14 protein-coding genes are annotated in these 15,868 nt (G+C 69.5%); 7 read left to right on the top strand and 7 right to left on the bottom strand.

The window, feature by feature from the left end; all coding sequences use genetic code 11:
• The first annotated feature begins 69 nt into the window (after positions 1-69).
• Positions 70-1,842 (top strand): acetyl/propionyl/methylcrotonyl-CoA carboxylase subunit alpha, encoded by a 1,773-nt coding sequence (locus H507_RS0111185; RefSeq protein WP_022910801.1) that lies wholly within the window; start codon positions 70-72, stop codon positions 1,840-1,842.
• A 148-nt stretch (positions 1,843-1,990) separates the two neighbouring features.
• Positions 1,991-2,677 carry a hypothetical protein gene (locus H507_RS17420; protein ID WP_026378123.1) on the top strand — a complete coding sequence of 229 codons (687 nt, stop codon included), beginning with the start codon at positions 1,991-1,993 and terminating at the stop codon, positions 2,675-2,677.
• Between the two features lie 41 nt (positions 2,678-2,718).
• Here H507_RS17420 and H507_RS0111175 read toward each other — a convergent pair whose 3' ends face one another.
• Positions 2,719-4,158 (bottom strand): NAD(P)H-quinone dehydrogenase, encoded by a 1,440-nt coding sequence (locus H507_RS0111175; protein ID WP_022910800.1) that lies wholly within the window; start codon positions 4,156-4,158, stop codon positions 2,719-2,721.
• A gap of 53 nt (positions 4,159-4,211) precedes the next feature.
• Between H507_RS0111175 and H507_RS0111170 the strand changes: the two genes are divergently transcribed.
• The 5 genes from H507_RS0111170 to H507_RS16355 all read left to right on the top strand — a co-directional run bounded on the left by H507_RS0111170 (position 4,212) and on the right by H507_RS16355 (position 10,251).
• Positions 4,212-5,039: a purine-nucleoside phosphorylase gene (locus tag H507_RS0111170; RefSeq protein ID WP_022910799.1), complete on the top strand. Its 828-nt coding sequence runs from the start codon at positions 4,212-4,214 to the stop codon at positions 5,037-5,039.
• Positions 5,040-5,056: 17 nt separating this feature from the next.
• Entirely contained in the window at positions 5,057-6,727 is a 1,671-nt protein-coding gene (locus H507_RS0111165; protein ID WP_022910798.1) for a phospho-sugar mutase, read from the top strand.
• 136 nt (positions 6,728-6,863) lie between these two features.
• Entirely contained in the window at positions 6,864-8,696 is a 1,833-nt protein-coding gene (locus H507_RS16360) for a DUF2207 domain-containing protein (RefSeq protein WP_022910797.1), read from the top strand.
• Complete coding sequence (locus H507_RS0111155) at positions 8,693-9,301, top strand: uridine kinase family protein (RefSeq protein WP_245558905.1); 609 nt, start codon at positions 8,693-8,695, stop codon at positions 9,299-9,301. The genes H507_RS16360 and H507_RS0111155 overlap by 4 nt, the downstream gene beginning before the upstream one ends.
• Positions 9,298-10,251, top strand: a complete 954-nt coding sequence (locus tag H507_RS16355) for a CPBP family intramembrane glutamic endopeptidase (RefSeq protein WP_022910795.1) — start codon at positions 9,298-9,300, stop codon at positions 10,249-10,251. The genes H507_RS0111155 and H507_RS16355 overlap by 4 nt, the downstream gene beginning before the upstream one ends.
• Before the next feature lie 113 nt (positions 10,252-10,364).
• Here H507_RS16355 and metG read toward each other — a convergent pair whose 3' ends face one another.
• From metG to H507_RS0111120, 6 genes are all read right to left on the bottom strand, one after another.
• The gene (gene metG, locus H507_RS0111145) at positions 10,365-12,164 is read right to left on the bottom strand and encodes a methionine--tRNA ligase (RefSeq protein ID WP_022910794.1); all 1,800 of its coding nucleotides are present in this window, start codon (positions 12,162-12,164) and stop codon (positions 10,365-10,367) included.
• Positions 12,165-12,234: 70 nt separating this feature from the next.
• Positions 12,235-13,182: a ribonuclease HI family protein gene (locus H507_RS0111140; protein WP_022910793.1), complete on the bottom strand. Its 948-nt coding sequence runs from the start codon at positions 13,180-13,182 to the stop codon at positions 12,235-12,237.
• A gap of 107 nt (positions 13,183-13,289) precedes the next feature.
• A complete protein-coding gene (locus H507_RS0111135; RefSeq protein WP_022910792.1) occupies positions 13,290-13,634 on the bottom strand; it encodes a PRC-barrel domain-containing protein in 345 nt (114 codons plus the stop codon).
• Positions 13,621-14,028, bottom strand: a complete 408-nt coding sequence (locus H507_RS0111130; protein ID WP_022910791.1) for a hypothetical protein — start codon at positions 14,026-14,028, stop codon at positions 13,621-13,623. The genes H507_RS0111135 and H507_RS0111130 overlap by 14 nt, the downstream gene beginning before the upstream one ends.
• Positions 14,025-15,254, bottom strand: a complete 1,230-nt coding sequence (locus H507_RS0111125; RefSeq protein WP_026378119.1) for an Nramp family divalent metal transporter — start codon at positions 15,252-15,254, stop codon at positions 14,025-14,027. Before H507_RS0111125 ends, H507_RS0111130 begins: the two co-directional genes overlap by 4 nt.
• Positions 15,251-15,703 (bottom strand): hypothetical protein, encoded by a 453-nt coding sequence (locus H507_RS0111120; protein WP_022910789.1) that lies wholly within the window; start codon positions 15,701-15,703, stop codon positions 15,251-15,253. The genes H507_RS0111125 and H507_RS0111120 overlap by 4 nt, the downstream gene beginning before the upstream one ends.
• Positions 15,704-15,868: the final 165 nt, after the last annotated feature.

Below are 15,868 nucleotides of genomic sequence, written 5' to 3'. Positions count from 1 at the left end.
CCCGTCGTCCGGTCCCGCTAGAGTCCAACCAGGACCAACGGGGGTCCGGGTCGTCGAGGGGATTGTGCTGTGTCGAGCATCTCGAAAGTCCTGGTTGCCAATCGCGGCGAGATCGCCGTGCGGGTCATCCGCGCGGCCGCCGATGCCGGGATCAGGTCGGTTGCCGTCTACGCCGACGCCGACGCCGACTCGTTGTTCGTCCGGTTGGCCGACGAGGCCTTCGCGCTGAACGGTGCCACCCCGGCCGAGAGCTACCTGAACATCCCCAAACTGCTCGACGTCGCCTCCCGGGCCGGAGCCGACGCGGTCCATCCGGGCTACGGCTTCCTCGCCGAGAACGCTGGCTTCGCCCAGGCCGTGATCGATGCCGGCCTGATCTGGATCGGTCCCCCACCCGCGGCCATCGACGCCCTGGGCGACAAGGTGAAGGCCCGACACATCGCGCAGGCGGTGGGTGCACCCCTGGTGCCCGGGACCGCCGATCCCGTGGCCGGTGCCGACGAGGTGGTCGCCTTCGCCCAGCAGTACGGGTTGCCGATCGCCATCAAGGCAGCCTTCGGCGGGGGTGGGCGAGGACTGAAGGTCGCCCGCACCCTCGAGGAGGTGCCCGAACTGTTCGAGTCGGCAACCCGTGAAGCCGTCACAGCCTTCGGACGTGGCGAGTGTTTCGTCGAGCGCTACCTCGACAAGCCGCGCCACGTCGAGACCCAGTGCCTGGCCGACTCCCACGGCGGTGTGGTCGTGATCTCGACCCGCGACTGTTCGCTGCAGCGCCGCCACCAGAAGCTCGTCGAGGAGGCGCCGGCACCCTTCCTCTCGGAGCGGCAACTCGAGATCCTCTACACCTCCTCCAAGGCCATCCTGCGCGAGGCCGGGTACGTGGGAGCGGGCACCTGCGAGTTCCTGGTCGGCCTCGACGGCACCATCAGTTTCCTCGAGGTCAACACCCGCCTGCAGGTCGAGCACCCCGTCTCGGAGGAGGTCACCGGCATCGATCTCGTCCGCGAGATGTTCCGGATCGCCGAGGGTGAGGCCTTGGGCTACGACGACCCCGCGGTTCGCGGTCACTCCATCGAGTTCCGGATCAACGCCGAGGACGCCGGACGAGGATTCATGCCGGCACCGGGAACCCTCACCGCCTGGAAGGCGCCGGCGGGACCGGGGGTGCGCGTCGACGAGGGCTACCACACGGGCATGACGGTCCCCGGAACGTTCGACTCACTCGTCGCCAAGGTGATCGTCACGGGTGCGGGCCGCGACCAAGCCCTCTCCCGGGCCCGCCGGGCACTGTCCGAACTGGTCATCGACGGCATGCCCACCGTCGTCCCCTTCCACCGAGCGGTGCTGGACGACCCGGCGTTCACCGCGCCCGAGGGGTCGTTCGGGGTGCACACCCGCTGGATCGAGACCGAGTTCTCGGGGCAGATCCCTCCCTACTCGGGCACCCTCGGGGAGAGCGACGACGTCGAGCCCCGGCAGAGTGTCGTGGTCGAGGTCAACGGCCGCCGGCTCGAGGTGACACTGCCCGGAAGCCTGGGACTGGCTGCCCGGGCCAGCGCCACCGCCAAGAAACCCGCCAAACGAGACCGCGGAGGCGGCAAGGTGGCTGCTCCCACCGGCAATGCCCTGGCCGCCCCGATGCAGGGCACGATCGTCAAGACCGCCGTCGCCGAAGGTGACCGGGTCGAGGAGGGTGACCTCGTGGTCGTGCTCGAGGCGATGAAGATGGAGAACCCCGTCACAGCCCACCGGGCCGGCATCATCTCGGCGCTGAAGGCGTCCCCGGGACAGGCCGTCACCTCGGGGGAAGTGCTCTGCGAGATCATCGACCCCCCGGCATGACCCCTCGACTGCTCCACCCCCAGGCGTGTGGAGCGCAATCCTTCAATTCTCAAGTTTCCTCGTCAGATCATGAGAATTGCCGCAAATGGTTCTCAGGAACCCGCGATCGGATTGAGCTCAGCCCTCGTCCTTGTTCAGACTGAAAGACGTGCTCTACTGGCTGATGGGTCTCGGGGTGGTCGCCTTGGGCGGCCTCCTGCTGGCGACCCATCTGCATGACCGCCGCGAACGTCGCGAGATCGAGTCATCCCACCACGAGGTGGACGAGCTGAGGAGGGCCTGCGAGGACGACGTGGCCCTGCTCGGCGCCGACGTCCGCAGACATGCTCCGCTGGACGACCTCGGGGAACTGCTGGACGAGGCATGGCGCGGGGCCAGGGACCTGGAGGCCGAGGCGCGCGAGCTGGTGCGCAGTGCCAGCAGCCCCCACCACTTCGAGCTCGTCACCTCCCATCTGGCGGATGCGCGTCAGTGCCTGTCCGAGGTGCAGGCGCTGGTCCTGGACGACACCGCGCCCGGCCCTCGGCCCGCCTGTTTCTTCAACCCCAACCACGGCCCCGCCGACGCCCATGTCGAGTGGCCGGTCGCCTCGGGCACCGTCAAGCTGCCCTGCTGCGTGGCCGACGCCCACCGCATCAACAGCGGCGCCGAACCCTACGCGCGCACGTGGCGCCAGGGGGACGATCGGGTGCCGTGGTGGTTGGCCGGGCACGCCGTCAAGCCGTGGGCGCTGGGCTGGTTCGGCCGCTGGCGGGGCACTCCCCACTGGACGGCCATGGAACAGGTCGCCGAGGTGTTGGTGAGCCACGAGCACTCCGACCACGCGGCCGCCTGAGTCCTGATCACCTACTCCGGTACAGGACGCGTGGTTGCCGCTCAGTGCTTGCGCTGTCCGCTCTCGGTGCCGCGCACGTGCAGCTGCCGCGCCGCCTCGGCGATCGAACCCGACAGTGACGGGTAGACCGTGAAGTCGTTGGCGAACTCGTCCACCGTGATCTTCTCGGCCACCGCGAGCGCGATCGAGTGGATCAGTTCGGAGGCCTTCGGTGCGACCACCACCCCCCCGACGATGATCCCCGTGACGGGCAGGCAGAACAGCTTCACGAATCCGTCGTGCAGTCCCTGCATCTTGGCCCGCGCATTCGAGGCCAGCGGCAGCAGTAGCGCCTGGGCGGTGTTCTCCCCGGAGTCGACCAGCTTCTGGGTGACCCCGACCGTCGCGATCTCGGGTGCCGTGAACACATTGGACGACACCTGGCTCAGCGAGAGCGGTCCGACTGCGTCGCCCAGCGCGTGCCACATGGCGATCCGTCCCTGCATGGCCGCCACCGACGCCAGGGCGAACACCCCGGTGCAGTCACCGGCCGCGTAGACGCCTCGGGCCGTCGTCCGAGAGACCTTGTCGACCACCACGTGCCCCGATGGCGACAGCTCGACCCCTGCCTCGGTCAGACCGATGCCTGTGGTGTTGGGCACGGCCCCGACCGCCATCAGGCAGTGGGAACCGCGCACTTCCCGTCCGTCCTCGAGGGTGACCACAACCTTGTCGGGTTCCTCGGCGGAGTCGTCGACGCGAGCAGCCACGGCGCGTGAGCGCGACAGGATCTGCATGCCGCGTCGCTCGAACACGTTCTGCAGCACCTCGGCCGCGTCGGGGTCCTCACCCGGCAGAACCCGGTCGCGGGAGCTGACCAGGACCACGTCGACGCCGAGGGCGTCGTAGGCGTTGGCGAACTCGGCCCCGGTCACCCCCGAGCCGACCACCACCAGCCGGGTGGGGAGGGAGGTCAGGTTGTAGACCTGCTTCCAGTTCAGGATGCGCTCCCCGTCACAGGGCGCGGTGTCGAGTTCCCGCGGGGTCGTGCCGGTGGCCACCAGGGTGATGTCTGCGGGCAGCCGCTCCTCGGTGCCGTCGGTGTGGGTGGCGATGACGGCCGAGTCACCCTCGAGTCGTGCAGTACCGATGATCACCCGCACCCCTGCGGCCTGCAGCTTCACGCCGATGTCGTGGGACTGGGCATGCGCGAGGTCGAGCACCCGACGGTTGACCTTGGCGAGGTCGACGTGCACGGAACTCGCCACGCTGGAGTCCTCGCCCGTCTCCCAGATCTTCAGCCCCAGTTCGGCCGAGTTCTCGATGGTCGACATCACCTCGGCGGTGGCGATCAGGGTCTTCGAGGGCACGCAGTCGGTCAACACCGCTGCCCCTCCCGGTCCCTCCCGCTCGACCAGGGTGACCCGGCCACCCAATTGCGCGCCGACCAGGGCCGCCTCGTACCCGCCGGGACCGCCTCCGAGAACCACCACATCAGTCACGGGTTCATCTTGGCAGACTCCCGTCGTCCGGTGGTTTTCCCTAGAGTGACGGGGTGACCGACCTCGACCTCACCGATCTGTTCCGCACCGACCCGGCACAGGCCGCGCAACGCGCGGCCGACCATGTCCGAAGCGCCACCGGCATCGAGGGCATCGACCTCGCGCTCGTGCTCGGGTCGGGCTGGAACCAGGGCGCCGACCAGTTGGGCGAGACGATCACCGAACTCCCCCTTGACGAGGTGCCCGGCTTCTCCAAGCCGGTCGTCTCCGGCCATGGCGGCAGCCTGATCCTGGTGCGGGTCGCCACCGGCAAGGTGGCCATGGTGCTGACCGGCCGCACCCACCTCTACGAAGGACGAGGGGTCGAGCCCGTCGTGCACGGGGTCAGGACGGCAGCCGCCCTGGGGGCCGAGACCATCGTGTTGACGAATGGGTGCGGCGGGCTGAACCCCGACTGGGCACCCGGTACCCCGGTGCTGATCGCCGACCACATCAACCTGACCGGCGAGACCCCCTTGCGAGGGGCCACCTTCATCGACATGTCCACCACCTACACCCCGGCCCTGCTCGACCGGGTCGAATCGGTGGCACCCCATCTCGACCGAGGGGTCTACGTGCAGTTCCGCGGACCCCAGTACGAGACCCCTGCGGAGGTGCGGATGGCCGGTGCCATCGGCGGCAGCCTGGTGGGCATGTCGACGGCTCTGGAGGCCATCGCTGCCCGCGAGGCCGGCCTTCAGGTGCTCGGCATCTCGCTGGTCACCAACGCTGCCGCCGGGGTGAGCGCCACTCCCCTCGACCATGCCGAGGTGATCGCCGCGGGACGCGCCGCCGGACCCGCCCTCGCCCGCCTGCTCGCCGACGTCGTCGGCGTCCTGTGACACACCGGAGCACCGACATGTACGACGAGTCCCCCCTCGACCCGAACCTGCGCGCGGCCGCCGAGGCCTGGCGGGAGCAGGACCCCGACGCGGCCACCGCCCAGGCACTGGCCGACCTGGTCGATCGGGCCGGGACCGGCGACCAGGAGGCCCTGGCCGAACTGACCGATGCCTTCGCCGGCCCGCTCACCTTCGGCACCGCGGGGCTGCGTGCAGCCCTCGGCCCCGGCCCCGGGCGGATGAACCGGGTCGTGGTCAGCCAGGCAGCCGCAGGCTTCGCCGCTTGGTTGCGCGCCAACGGTCACCAGGGCGGTCGCGTGCTGATCGGCTACGACGCGCGCTACAACTCCGACGTCTTCGCGCGCGACACCGCAGAGATCATGGCCGGGGCGGGGTTCGAGGCCTGGGTCACCGACCGGTCGACGCCCACCCCCGTGGTCGCCTTCGGGATCGGCGAGTTCGACTGCGTCGCTGCGGTCGTCGTCACCGCCAGCCACAACCCGCCGGCCGACAACGGCTACAAGGTCTACCTCGGCGACGGATCACAGATCGTCCCGCCCACCGACGCCGAGATCGCTGACCAGATCGCGGCGGTCGCGGCTCGTCCCCTGCACGAGATCCCCCGGTCCGAGCAGTACACCCTGGTGGGCGACGAACTGGTGTCGGCCTACGTCGCCCGGGCCGGCTCACTGGTGGCCGAGGGATCCCCCCGGGAGGTGCGCTGGGTCTACACGGCCATGCACGGCGTGGGCGCCAGGGTCGTCGACCGCGTGGTCGCAGCCGCTGGCCTGCCGCCCGGTCTGGCCGTGGCCCAACAGGTCGACCCCGACCCCGCCTTCCCCACCGTCGCCTTCCCCAATCCCGAGGAACCGGGAGCGATCGACCTGGCGATCGCGCTGGCCAAGGAACAGGGCGCCGACCTGGTGGTCGCCAACGACCCGGACGCCGACCGGTGTGCGGTCGCCACCGTGGTCGACGGTCAGTGGCGCATGCTGACCGGGGACGAACTGGGTGCCCTGCTGGGTGACGATGCCCTGCGCAGGGGACGCGAGGGCGTCTACTCCTGCTCCGTGGTCTCGTCCACCCTGCTGCAGCGGATGGCCGAGGCGCACGGTCGTGAGTTCCGGTCGACGCTGACCGGGTTCAAGTGGATCGGACGGGTACCGGGCCTCGCCTTCGGCTACGAGGAGGCGATCGGCTACTGCACCGACCCCGCCAAGGTGCCCGACAAGGACGGGATCACCGCCCTGGTGAACGTGCTCCGGCTGGCCGCTGGTCTGAAGGCCGAGGGCCGAACCCTCGCAGACCGGTTGGACGAGATCGCCTGCGAGTACGGCTTGCACACGACCGGTCAGCTGTCGGTGCGGGTGGCCGACCTGGGCATCATCGCCGACTCCATGGCCCGGCTGCGCGCCAACCCGCCCTCGCACCTCCTGGGTGAGCCCGTGGTCGTCCGCGACCTGTCCGAACCCGGCGGTGAGCTGCCCGCCACCGACGCCATCGAACTGACCGGTGAGCGTCTGCACGTCGTGGCGCGTCCCTCGGGCACCGAGCCCAAACTCAAGTGCTACCTCGAGGTCAGGGCCACCCCCGAAGAGACGGCCGCCGACCTGGCGGCAACCAGGGAGCGGTTGGTGACGGAGTTGGCCGGGTTGCGGGACGAGATGGCAGCGGCACTGGGCCTCTAGCGGCTGGGGCCTCCAGCCACTGGCCCGCAGGCAGCCGAGCCCGTTGCGAGTGGCCCGGGGCGACCGGGGCTGTGAGGTGTGCCACCAACCACCCCCTGCGCCGGGCGGCTGACTCCCACCTCGTTAGGCTGGATCCATGAAGCGGCTGATCGCCCTGCTGGGCGCCCTGACCATGTCTGTGGCGATGGTGGTACTGGCCGCGCCCAGGGCGGCGGCAGACAGCAACGACACCCCCAGTTCCTGGAACTTCAGCAGCTATCACGTCACGGCCCAACCCAAGCCCGATGGCACCACCCGCATCAGCGTCGACTTCGTCTTCGACTTCTCCCGCGACGCCGGGCACGGGCCCTTCCTCACCTTCGTCAGTCGCATGCGGGTCGCCGACGACCCCGACCACTGGCGGGTGATCGACTACTCCATTGACTCGGTCACCTCGTCGACGGGCGCCGACACCACCACCAAGCTCACTCGACAGTCCGACGGTCTGGTGCTGCGCATCGGACGCGAGAACCGCACGTTCACGGGACAGCAGCAGTACACCGTGGTCTACACGGCCAAGGGAATCGTGAACCCGCGTGCACCCGGGTCGGGACTCGACGAGTTCAACTGGAACGCCATCGTGGCGGGCGACGTGCCCTTCAACGATCTCCAGGTGAGCGTGCAGGGGCCGGTTGCGACCACCCGCACCGCCTGCTTCCAGGGCCGCAGCTTCACGGTGGCCTGCTCTGCCTCCCCGGCAGGATCGTCCACCGCGGTGTTCAAGGTCGACCGGCTCACCAACGGACAGGGCATGCAGGTGGTCGCGGGCTACCCGGCCGGAACCTTCCCGGGCGCGAAGATCCAGTACACCAAGCGGGTGCACCCCGGGAACATGTTCCCGGTCTCGCCGGCCCCGTTGGCCGGGGGTGCGCTGGTCGCACTGCTGGGCACCGTCGCCGTCGGCACCCTGGTGCGACGCCGAGGGCGTGACGAGCAGTACATCGGTGTGGCCCCGGGACTGACCCCGGCCCCCGGTGCCAGCCAGCAGGTGGGCAAGGCGACCAAGCAGGAGATCCCGGTCGCGTTCTCTCCCCCGCGTGGTGCCACTCCCGGAGAGGTCGGCGTGCTGGTCGACGAGTCAGCCGACAACCGCGACGTGACGGCCACCATCCTCGACCTGGCCGTCCGCGGTCACCTGCAGATCAGGCCCGACCCCGAACGTCCCAAGAACTTCACCCTCGCCCTGGCGCACCGGCCGCCGGCCGACACCGTGGTGCTGCACGAGCAACACCTGCTCGACCGCCTGTTCGGGGGCCGCCTCGAGGTCACCAACCACGACCTCGCCGACAAGGCCAACGCCAAGGTGCTGACCTTGGGCAAGTCCGAACTGGAGGCCAGGACCGTCGAGCTGGGCTGGTTCGCCCGGCGTCCGAGCTTCACCCGTGCGGGGGCCTTCGTGGTCGGCGCCGTCATCACCCTGCTCGGACTCGGTGCGGCGTTCCTGCTGGGTCTGGTCGGGTGGGGCTGGGTCGGGCTCGGCATCGCCTTGGCCGGACTGGTGTTGCTGGCCCTGCACCGGCAGCTGCCGGCGCGCACTGCCGCAGGCTCGGCGGTGCTCGCCCAGGCCCTGGGGTTCCGCACCTACCTGGCCACCGCGGAAGCCGACCAGATCAGGTTCGAGGAGGGCATCGACGTGTTCTCCCGTTACCTGCCCTGGGCGACGGTGTTCGGGGTCGCTGACCGGTGGGTGAGGACCTTCCAGCAACTCGAGGCGGAGGGCCGCTACCATCCCGACACCAGCTGGTACGGGGGCGGCTACTTCTGGGGAGCCAACCTGGCCTTCGCGCAGTCGATGGACGCGGTCACCCACGCGATGTCGAGTTCGCTGCAGTCTGCCGTGACCGCGGCCAACGCCTCGTCCGGATCGGGAGGCGGCTCCGGCTTCGGCGGCGGCGGTGGCGTCGGTGGCGGCTCCGGTGGCGGGTGGTGAGCGACCAGCGGTGCGTCTTCCTGGTCGCTGGACCGTCCGGGTCGGGCAAGTCGCGGCTGGCCGCCCAGCTGGGGCTGCCCCAGCTCAGGCTCGATGACTTCTACCACGACGACACCCACCCGGGCATGCCGCGCATGTTCGACGAGCACGGCGGGGCGGGCATCATCGACTGGGACCACCCCGACTCCTGGGACTGCGATGCCGCGGTGCGGGCCCTGCACCAGGTGCTGACCACCGGACGAGCCACCCTGCCCCGCTATGAGATCAGCCAGAACCGTGCAGTCGGCACCCAGGAGTTCGACCTCGGGGACTCCTCCGGAGTGATCTGCGAGGGCGTCTTCGCTCCCCAACTGCTGGCCCCGCTGCGGTCCGCCGGGGTGCGGTTCGACGCCATCTGGCTGGACCGTCCCCGCGTGTTCAACTTCTCGCGGCGCCTGCGCCGAGACCTCGCCGAACACCGCAAGCCCCCGCGGGTGCTGGTGCGGCGAGGACTGGCGTTGATGCGGCATGAACGAGGGCTGCGCAGGCGTGCTCTCGCGCAGGGGTTCAGGCCTCTCGGGATGCGTGCGGCCCTGGCCCACATCGCGGATACGTTGACGGCGTGACCGACCACCTGCAGAGTGCGGCCGCCACGGGCCCCGCCCTGGACCACTCCTTCGAATCCGATCGACTCCACTCCCCCGGGCGACCGCTCACCCCCGACCAGCCCGCCGGCGGCAGACCCGGACGAACGGCCCTGTCCTGGCTGGCCTTCGTCGCCGTGCTCGCTGTCGGGTTGGTGGTGGGCGCCGTGCTGGCACGGCTGGTTCCACCGGGGGACGCGGCCACGACGGTGGCGGCCCTGGGGCAGTTGGCCGGTGCAGTGGGCGGCTACGCGGCCGTGCTGGCCATCGAGGGACGACTGCGCCACCCCTACGAGGTTCACGGGCGCAGGGCGTTCCGCGGCGCCTGGCTGGGGCTGCTGATCGGGGCCGGCCTGCTGCTCCTGTGCGCAGCGGTGCTCACCGTCGCCGGGCTGCGGGTCTTCGACGGGCTCAACCACCAGGTCTCAGGGCTGGGATGGCAGCTGCTGCAGGTCGGCCTGGTGGCCGGCGTCAGTGAGGAGATCATGTTCCGCGGCATGCTCTACCGGGTGGCCGAGCGAGGTCTGGGCACCTGGTTGTCGACGGCGCTCAGCGGTCTGGTCTTCGGGCTGGCCCACATCTTCAATCCCGAGGCGAGTTGGTGGGGAGCCGTGGCCATCGCGCTCGAGGCGGGGCTGATGTTCGCGCTGCTCTACGCCCTCACCCGCAACCTGGTGTTGATGATGGGCATCCACGCGGCGTGGAACATCATGCAGGGCCCCGTACTCGGCTCAGTGGTCTCGGGCACGGCGACCCAGGGCAACGGGGTGCTGGTCAGCCACCCCGCGGGCCCAGACCTGTTGTCGGGTGGCGGCTTCGGCATCGAGGCGAGCCTGATCACGGTCGTGCTGCTCAGCGTCGTCACCGTGCTGGCCGCCGTACGGCTGCACCAGCGAGGCATGATCGTGCCCCCGCGCTGGCGGCGTCACTGATCCGCGCCGGAAGGGGCACGTGAGCGGCCTTCTCGTCACGTGGCGTGACGAACCACCCGCTGGGCTGCCCCATTCTGCGTGGAAATTCCGCCGGGGCTGCCGATCAGTGCCGCTCAGGCGATCGGAGACCACTCCGGGCCGGTCTGGCCCAACTTCTCGTCGAGCTTGGCGAACAGGGGCGAGGGCTTCGAGAGCGCTCGACCCACCTCGACCGGGCGTGAGGCCCAGACCGCCTGCTGGGCGGTGTAGTCGCCGGTCAGCACCGGGTAGCTGCGCACCTCGCCGGAGTCGAGGGTTTCGGTGACCTCGACCAGGTCGGGCTGGGCCGCCCAGACCCCCTCGCCCCCCAGGGCCTCGTGCACCTTCTGGGCCGAGTGGGGCAGGAAGGGGGTGAGCAGGGTGTTGGCGTCCTGCACGACCTGCAGCGCCACGTGCAGCACCGAGTCGCGGCGGGTCGGGTCGTCCTTGAGCTTCCAGGGCTCCTGGTCGGAGAGGTACCGGTTGGCCAACGTCACGATCCGCATGGCCTCGGTGATGGCCGCCTTGAACTTGGCCGTGGCCAGCAGTTCGCCGACGGTGTCGAAGGCCGCACGCGCCGACTCGAGCAGCGCGAGGTCCTCGGGGGTGGGGTCGGTCAGCGCGGGGATCGCGCCCACGTTCTTGTGCGCCATCGAGATCGACCGGTTGACCAGATTGCCCCACTCGTTGGCGAGCTCGAAGTTGGTGCGCCGGACGAACTCGTCCCACGTGAAGTCGGTGTCCTGGTTCTCGGGGCCGGCGACCGCGATGAAGTAGCGCAGGGCGTCGGGGCCGAAGTCGCGCAGGAATTCCCGCACGTAGATCGCCCCGCCGCGGGACGAGGCCACCTTCGAACCCTTCATGGTGAGGAACTCGCTCGAAACGATCTCGGTGGGCAGGTCGAGGGTGCCCAGGAGCTCCGACGGCTCGCCGCCCTTGGCTCCCTCGCCGTTGACACCCAGCAGGATGCCCGGCCAGATCACCGAGTGGAAGACGATGTTGTCCTTGCCCATGAAGTAGTAGCTCTTGGCCTGCTCGCCCTGCCAGAAGGTCTTCCACGCATCCGGGTCACCGGCGCGCGTCGCCCACTCGATCGAGGCGGACAGGTAACCGATGACAGCGTCGAACCACACGTAGATGCGCTTCATCTGGTTGGCGTCCCAGCCCTCGACGGGGATCGGGACGCCCCAGTCGAGGTCGCGGGTGATGGCTCGGGGACGCAGGTCCTTGAGCAGGTTGTGGCTGAACCGCAACACGTTCGGACGCCAGTCGGTGCGGGTCTCGAGCCAGCGACCGAGCTCCTCGGCGAGCGCGGGAAGGTCGAGGAAGAAGTGCTCGGTCTCGACGAACTCGGGGGCCTCGCCGTTGATCCGGCTGACCGGGTTGATCAGGTCGATCGGGTCGAGCTGGTTGCCGCAGTTGTCGCACTGGTCGCCGCGCGCCCCGTCGAACCCGCAGATCGGGCAGGTTCCTTCGATGAAGCGGTCGGGAAGGGTTCGTCCGGTCGACGGTGACAACGCCCCCATCTGTGTCTGCTTGACGATGTAGCCGTTGGCGTACAGCGTGCGGAAGACCTCCTGCACCACCTCGTAATGGTTCTGGGTGGTCGTGCGGGTGTAGAGGTCGTAGGTGAGTCCCAGGCCCTGCAGGTCCTCGGCGATGATGCGGTGGTACTTGTCCGCGGTCTCGCGGGCCGTGAGCCCCTCCTGGTCGGCCTTCACCTGGATTGCCGTGCCGTGCTCATCGGTGCCCGAGACCATCAGCACGTTGTGCCCCGCCATGCGCATGTACCGCGAGAACACGTCGGAGGGCACGCCGAAACCGGAGACGTGACCGATGTGACGAGGGCCATTGGCATAGGGCCAGGCCACGGCAGCAAGGATGTTGGCACACATGGGGTTCAGACTATCGCCAGCCGGGGGTGCTCCCTGACGGGGTCGGCGCGACCACCCAGCGCCCCGAGGACTACTCCGAGGGACCGACCGGTGTGCCCTGATGGAAGCGCACCTGCCACCCGCTGCTCGTCCGCTGCCACAGGGAGAAGCGGAGACTCGTCCGGTGACCCAGCGCCAGGGTCCACCGCAGTCCGACCAGGCCGGGCGCGTACTCGGTGACCCCCAGCAGGTCGATGCGAGGGGTCAGGCCGACGGCGGCGAGACCCGCGAGCGCCCGGTTGCGGGTGACCACCCGTCCGCTGGCGCCGTGCTCGACGAACTCCGGGTGCAAGAGGTGGGCCAGCGCGTCCGGATTGGTGCGCACCGATGGATCGAGCAGGCGTCGCTCCAGGGCGATCAGCTCCACTCCCAGAGCCGAGGTGGTCCCGCTGGCCGCCGGGTCGGCGCTCTCGGGCTCGTCGATGGGTTCCCGGGTGGGGTCGGGGATGCTGAACAGATCGGGCTCCGGCTCGATGACCGTGGGCCTGAACGACTTCGAGCGGGCACCCGGCACGGGCTCGGCAGCGAACCCGGGACCGTGGTCGACGGGGGTGCCGTCGCGGTGGGCCGTCGCCGCGGCTCGTGCCCTGAGGTCGGCGGCCTCGTTGAGTTCGTGCCCGGCGTGGCCCTTCACCCACTCGAAGCCGACGGAGCGCCCGGCGAGGGCCTGGTCGAGTTCCTTGAGCAGCTCGACGTTGAGCACGGGCTTGCCGTCGGCCTTGCGCCAGCCGCGGCGCTTCCACCCGCTGATCCACGTGGTGGCGCAGTTGATCACGTACTGCGAGTCGCACAGCACCAGCAGCGACTCGTCGGTGCCCGCGGTCTGCTGCAGCAGGTCGACCACGGCCATCAACTCGCCCATGTTGTTGGTCCCGTGGTCCCATCCCCCGGCCGCCCAGCGCTCGTCGTCGATGTACCAGGCCCAGCCGGCGGGTCCCGGGTTCGACAGGGACGAGCCGTCTGCGGCAGCGGTGATCATGCTGGGAACCTACCCGATGCCGTGCGACGGGGACCCTGCCCTCATGCCGAACTGTTCCTCACCTCGAGCTGCTCCCCACCGCGAACGGGACTCACCTCGAACTGGCCTCACCGCGAACTGGGACGAAGCGTCGCATCCAGTCTCTCGAAGTCGGGGCGGAGCACCAGCCGATTGCCCTCGACTCGCGCCACCTGGGCCCAGTCGACGAGGAAGCTACCCCGATGGCGCCACCTCATCCACGCGTTCACCATCCACGGGGCATTGGCGTTGCTGCGCTGGAAGCCACCGAACGTCGACCTGGAGTGCGGGCTGACCACCAACCCCACGAGTTCGGCCTCCTCGGGGCCGCCCACACTCGGCGGCAGGAATCGGAACCGGGCATCCACCACGGTGCCCAAGCGCTCCCCTGCATCGTTGAACACGTGGCGTCCGAGCAGGTCATTCAGATTCATGGCGCCCTCCCGGGATCCGGGTGATGATCCGCTCGCGCAGCCACGACTCCGTCCACCCGACGTTGAGGGCCTCGGCTGCCAGCCGCAGTTTGACCATCACCCCGACGCGTTCGACGTCACCCCAGTCGATGCGCTCCCACAGGTGGCGCGGTGGTCGTCCGCCGAACACACGGGTGACCAGGACGGGACCGGCCAGGATGGCGGTGATCCGGGGCCGCGGGCCGCCGACGGGGAACTCGACACCGTCGTGCAGGTCACCGGAGAGTTCCAGGTCGTCGACTGTGCACACGGGTTCGTCATTCCGGTCGAGCACCTGCCGGTCGAGCAGGGTCAGCGTGGCATCGAAGATGAGAGGACGGTGCTCATGGATGCTGGACTCGTTGCGGGCACTCATTTCCCTGCTCCCGTGATGATCATGAGGGGGATGGCGGCGAGCGAGGCGGCGACCACGATGACCAGGAAGATCTGACCGGCGATGTTCACCAGCCGCGAGTTCACGTACTGCCCCATGTAGTCGGGATCGTTGGCCACCACCAGGATCGGGAAGTACGTCAGGGGCAGCGCGGCGGCGGAGAAGACCACCGACATCTCGGTCACCATGACGGGATCGATACCGGTCATCAGCACGGCGATGCCGACCAGCAGGCAGATCATCATGCTGACGTGGAACCGGGCTGCCCGGGCCGGGCTGCGGAACTTGCCCCACGACCAGCCGAAGAACTGAGCCAGGGTGTAGCCGGACGACAAGGTGGTCTCCAGCCCCGCCCCGAACGTGGCCGCGAACAGTCCCACGAGGACGAACGCCACCGCGAGCTTTCCCCCGGCGGCGGCCACCGGCAGCACCAGTTGCGACAGGGACGAGACCTCGATGCCCTTCGGCATCAGGAAGACGGCGGCGCAGCCGGCGATCGCCAGTGACAACAGTCCCCCCAGGGGGAATCCGACCAGGACGTTCATGCGCGACTGGGAGAGGTCCTTGAGTGACCACTTCTCCTCGACGGCCCCGGAGGAGAAGAAGAAGACCTCGTAGGGGGTCATGGCCGCCCCGAACAGCGCGACGGCGTAGTACCAGTAGGTGGCCGGCGACTCGGTCTGGCTCAGGTGGGGGCTGACCGCCTGCTTGACCACCTCACCCCAGTCGGGCCCCAGCAGGAACAGGGCAACCGCGAAGACGATCAGGCACAGCCCCAGCAGCCCCGTCACGTTCTCGAGCACCGTGAACTTCACGCGCCAGATCACCAACCACAGGGCGAGCGCGGCCACCGGCACCCACAGCAGGTAGTTGACGCTGCTGGCGAGCATCAGGGCCAGCGCCACACCACCGATCTCAGCGGTCAGGGTCATCAGGTTGATGAGGAAGGACGCCACCAGGTTGAGCAGCCCCACGCGGGCACCGAGCCGTTCGCGGATGAGTTCGAAGGTGGCTCGTCCGCTGACGGCCGCCACCCGCCCGGACATGTTCGCGAACAGGCAGATGCCGACGACCCCCAGCAGTGTCGACCAGGCGAGGCCGAAGCCGAACCGGGACCCGACGACGCCGTTGGTGACGAGGTCTCCGATGTCGACGAAGCCACCGATGGCGGTGAGGATGCCCAGTGCCAGTCCCAGGACCTTCTTCATCGGCTGGCCCACTCGTCCTGCAGGTCGGTCAGCTGCTTGGCCTGCTCGCGCAGGGTGGGTGCCAACCGGGCCAAGGTCTGGTCGTCGTGGTTGGCGGCAGCATCGTCCGCCAGTTGCAGGCTCCGTTGGGCGCGGTGCACGGCGTCGATCGTGGTTCGGCGTGACGCCTGCCGATCCGTCGTGTTGGCCTGCAGTTGGTCGAGGGTGCCGGCCGCGGTGCTCGACTGCTGGTCGGCGTCAGCGATGGCGGAATCCCGGACGGCGGAGGTCAGCCGTCCATGGGCGGTCAGGTCGATGGCCTCGGCCGCGCTGCCACTGGCGGAGGCAACCTCGCCGGCCGCCGTGGACAGTTGGTCGTAGAACCCGGCCGTCGACGCGCACGCCGCCACTGGCGTCAGGAGCACGACGGCGGCCGCGGCGACCAGCCACCTCGTCCACGACCCTGCCATGTCCGTCCTCCGTCCTCCCCACTGAGCTCACCCCTGATGACCTCAGCACGAAACCCCCCTCCGGGTGGCTGCTCGGACGATTCTCCGGTCGCCCGTGGGGCAACCAGGACGGGAGGAGCCCAACCGGGGGCAAACCCGAGGACGGGACGAGAACCCCTGTCGGAC

Source organism: Aestuariimicrobium kwangyangense DSM 21549 (assembly GCF_000421525.1).
Lineage (GTDB): Bacteria > Actinomycetota > Actinomycetes > Propionibacteriales > Propionibacteriaceae > Aestuariimicrobium > Aestuariimicrobium kwangyangense.
This window is presented reverse-complemented; position numbering and strand designations above follow the sequence as displayed.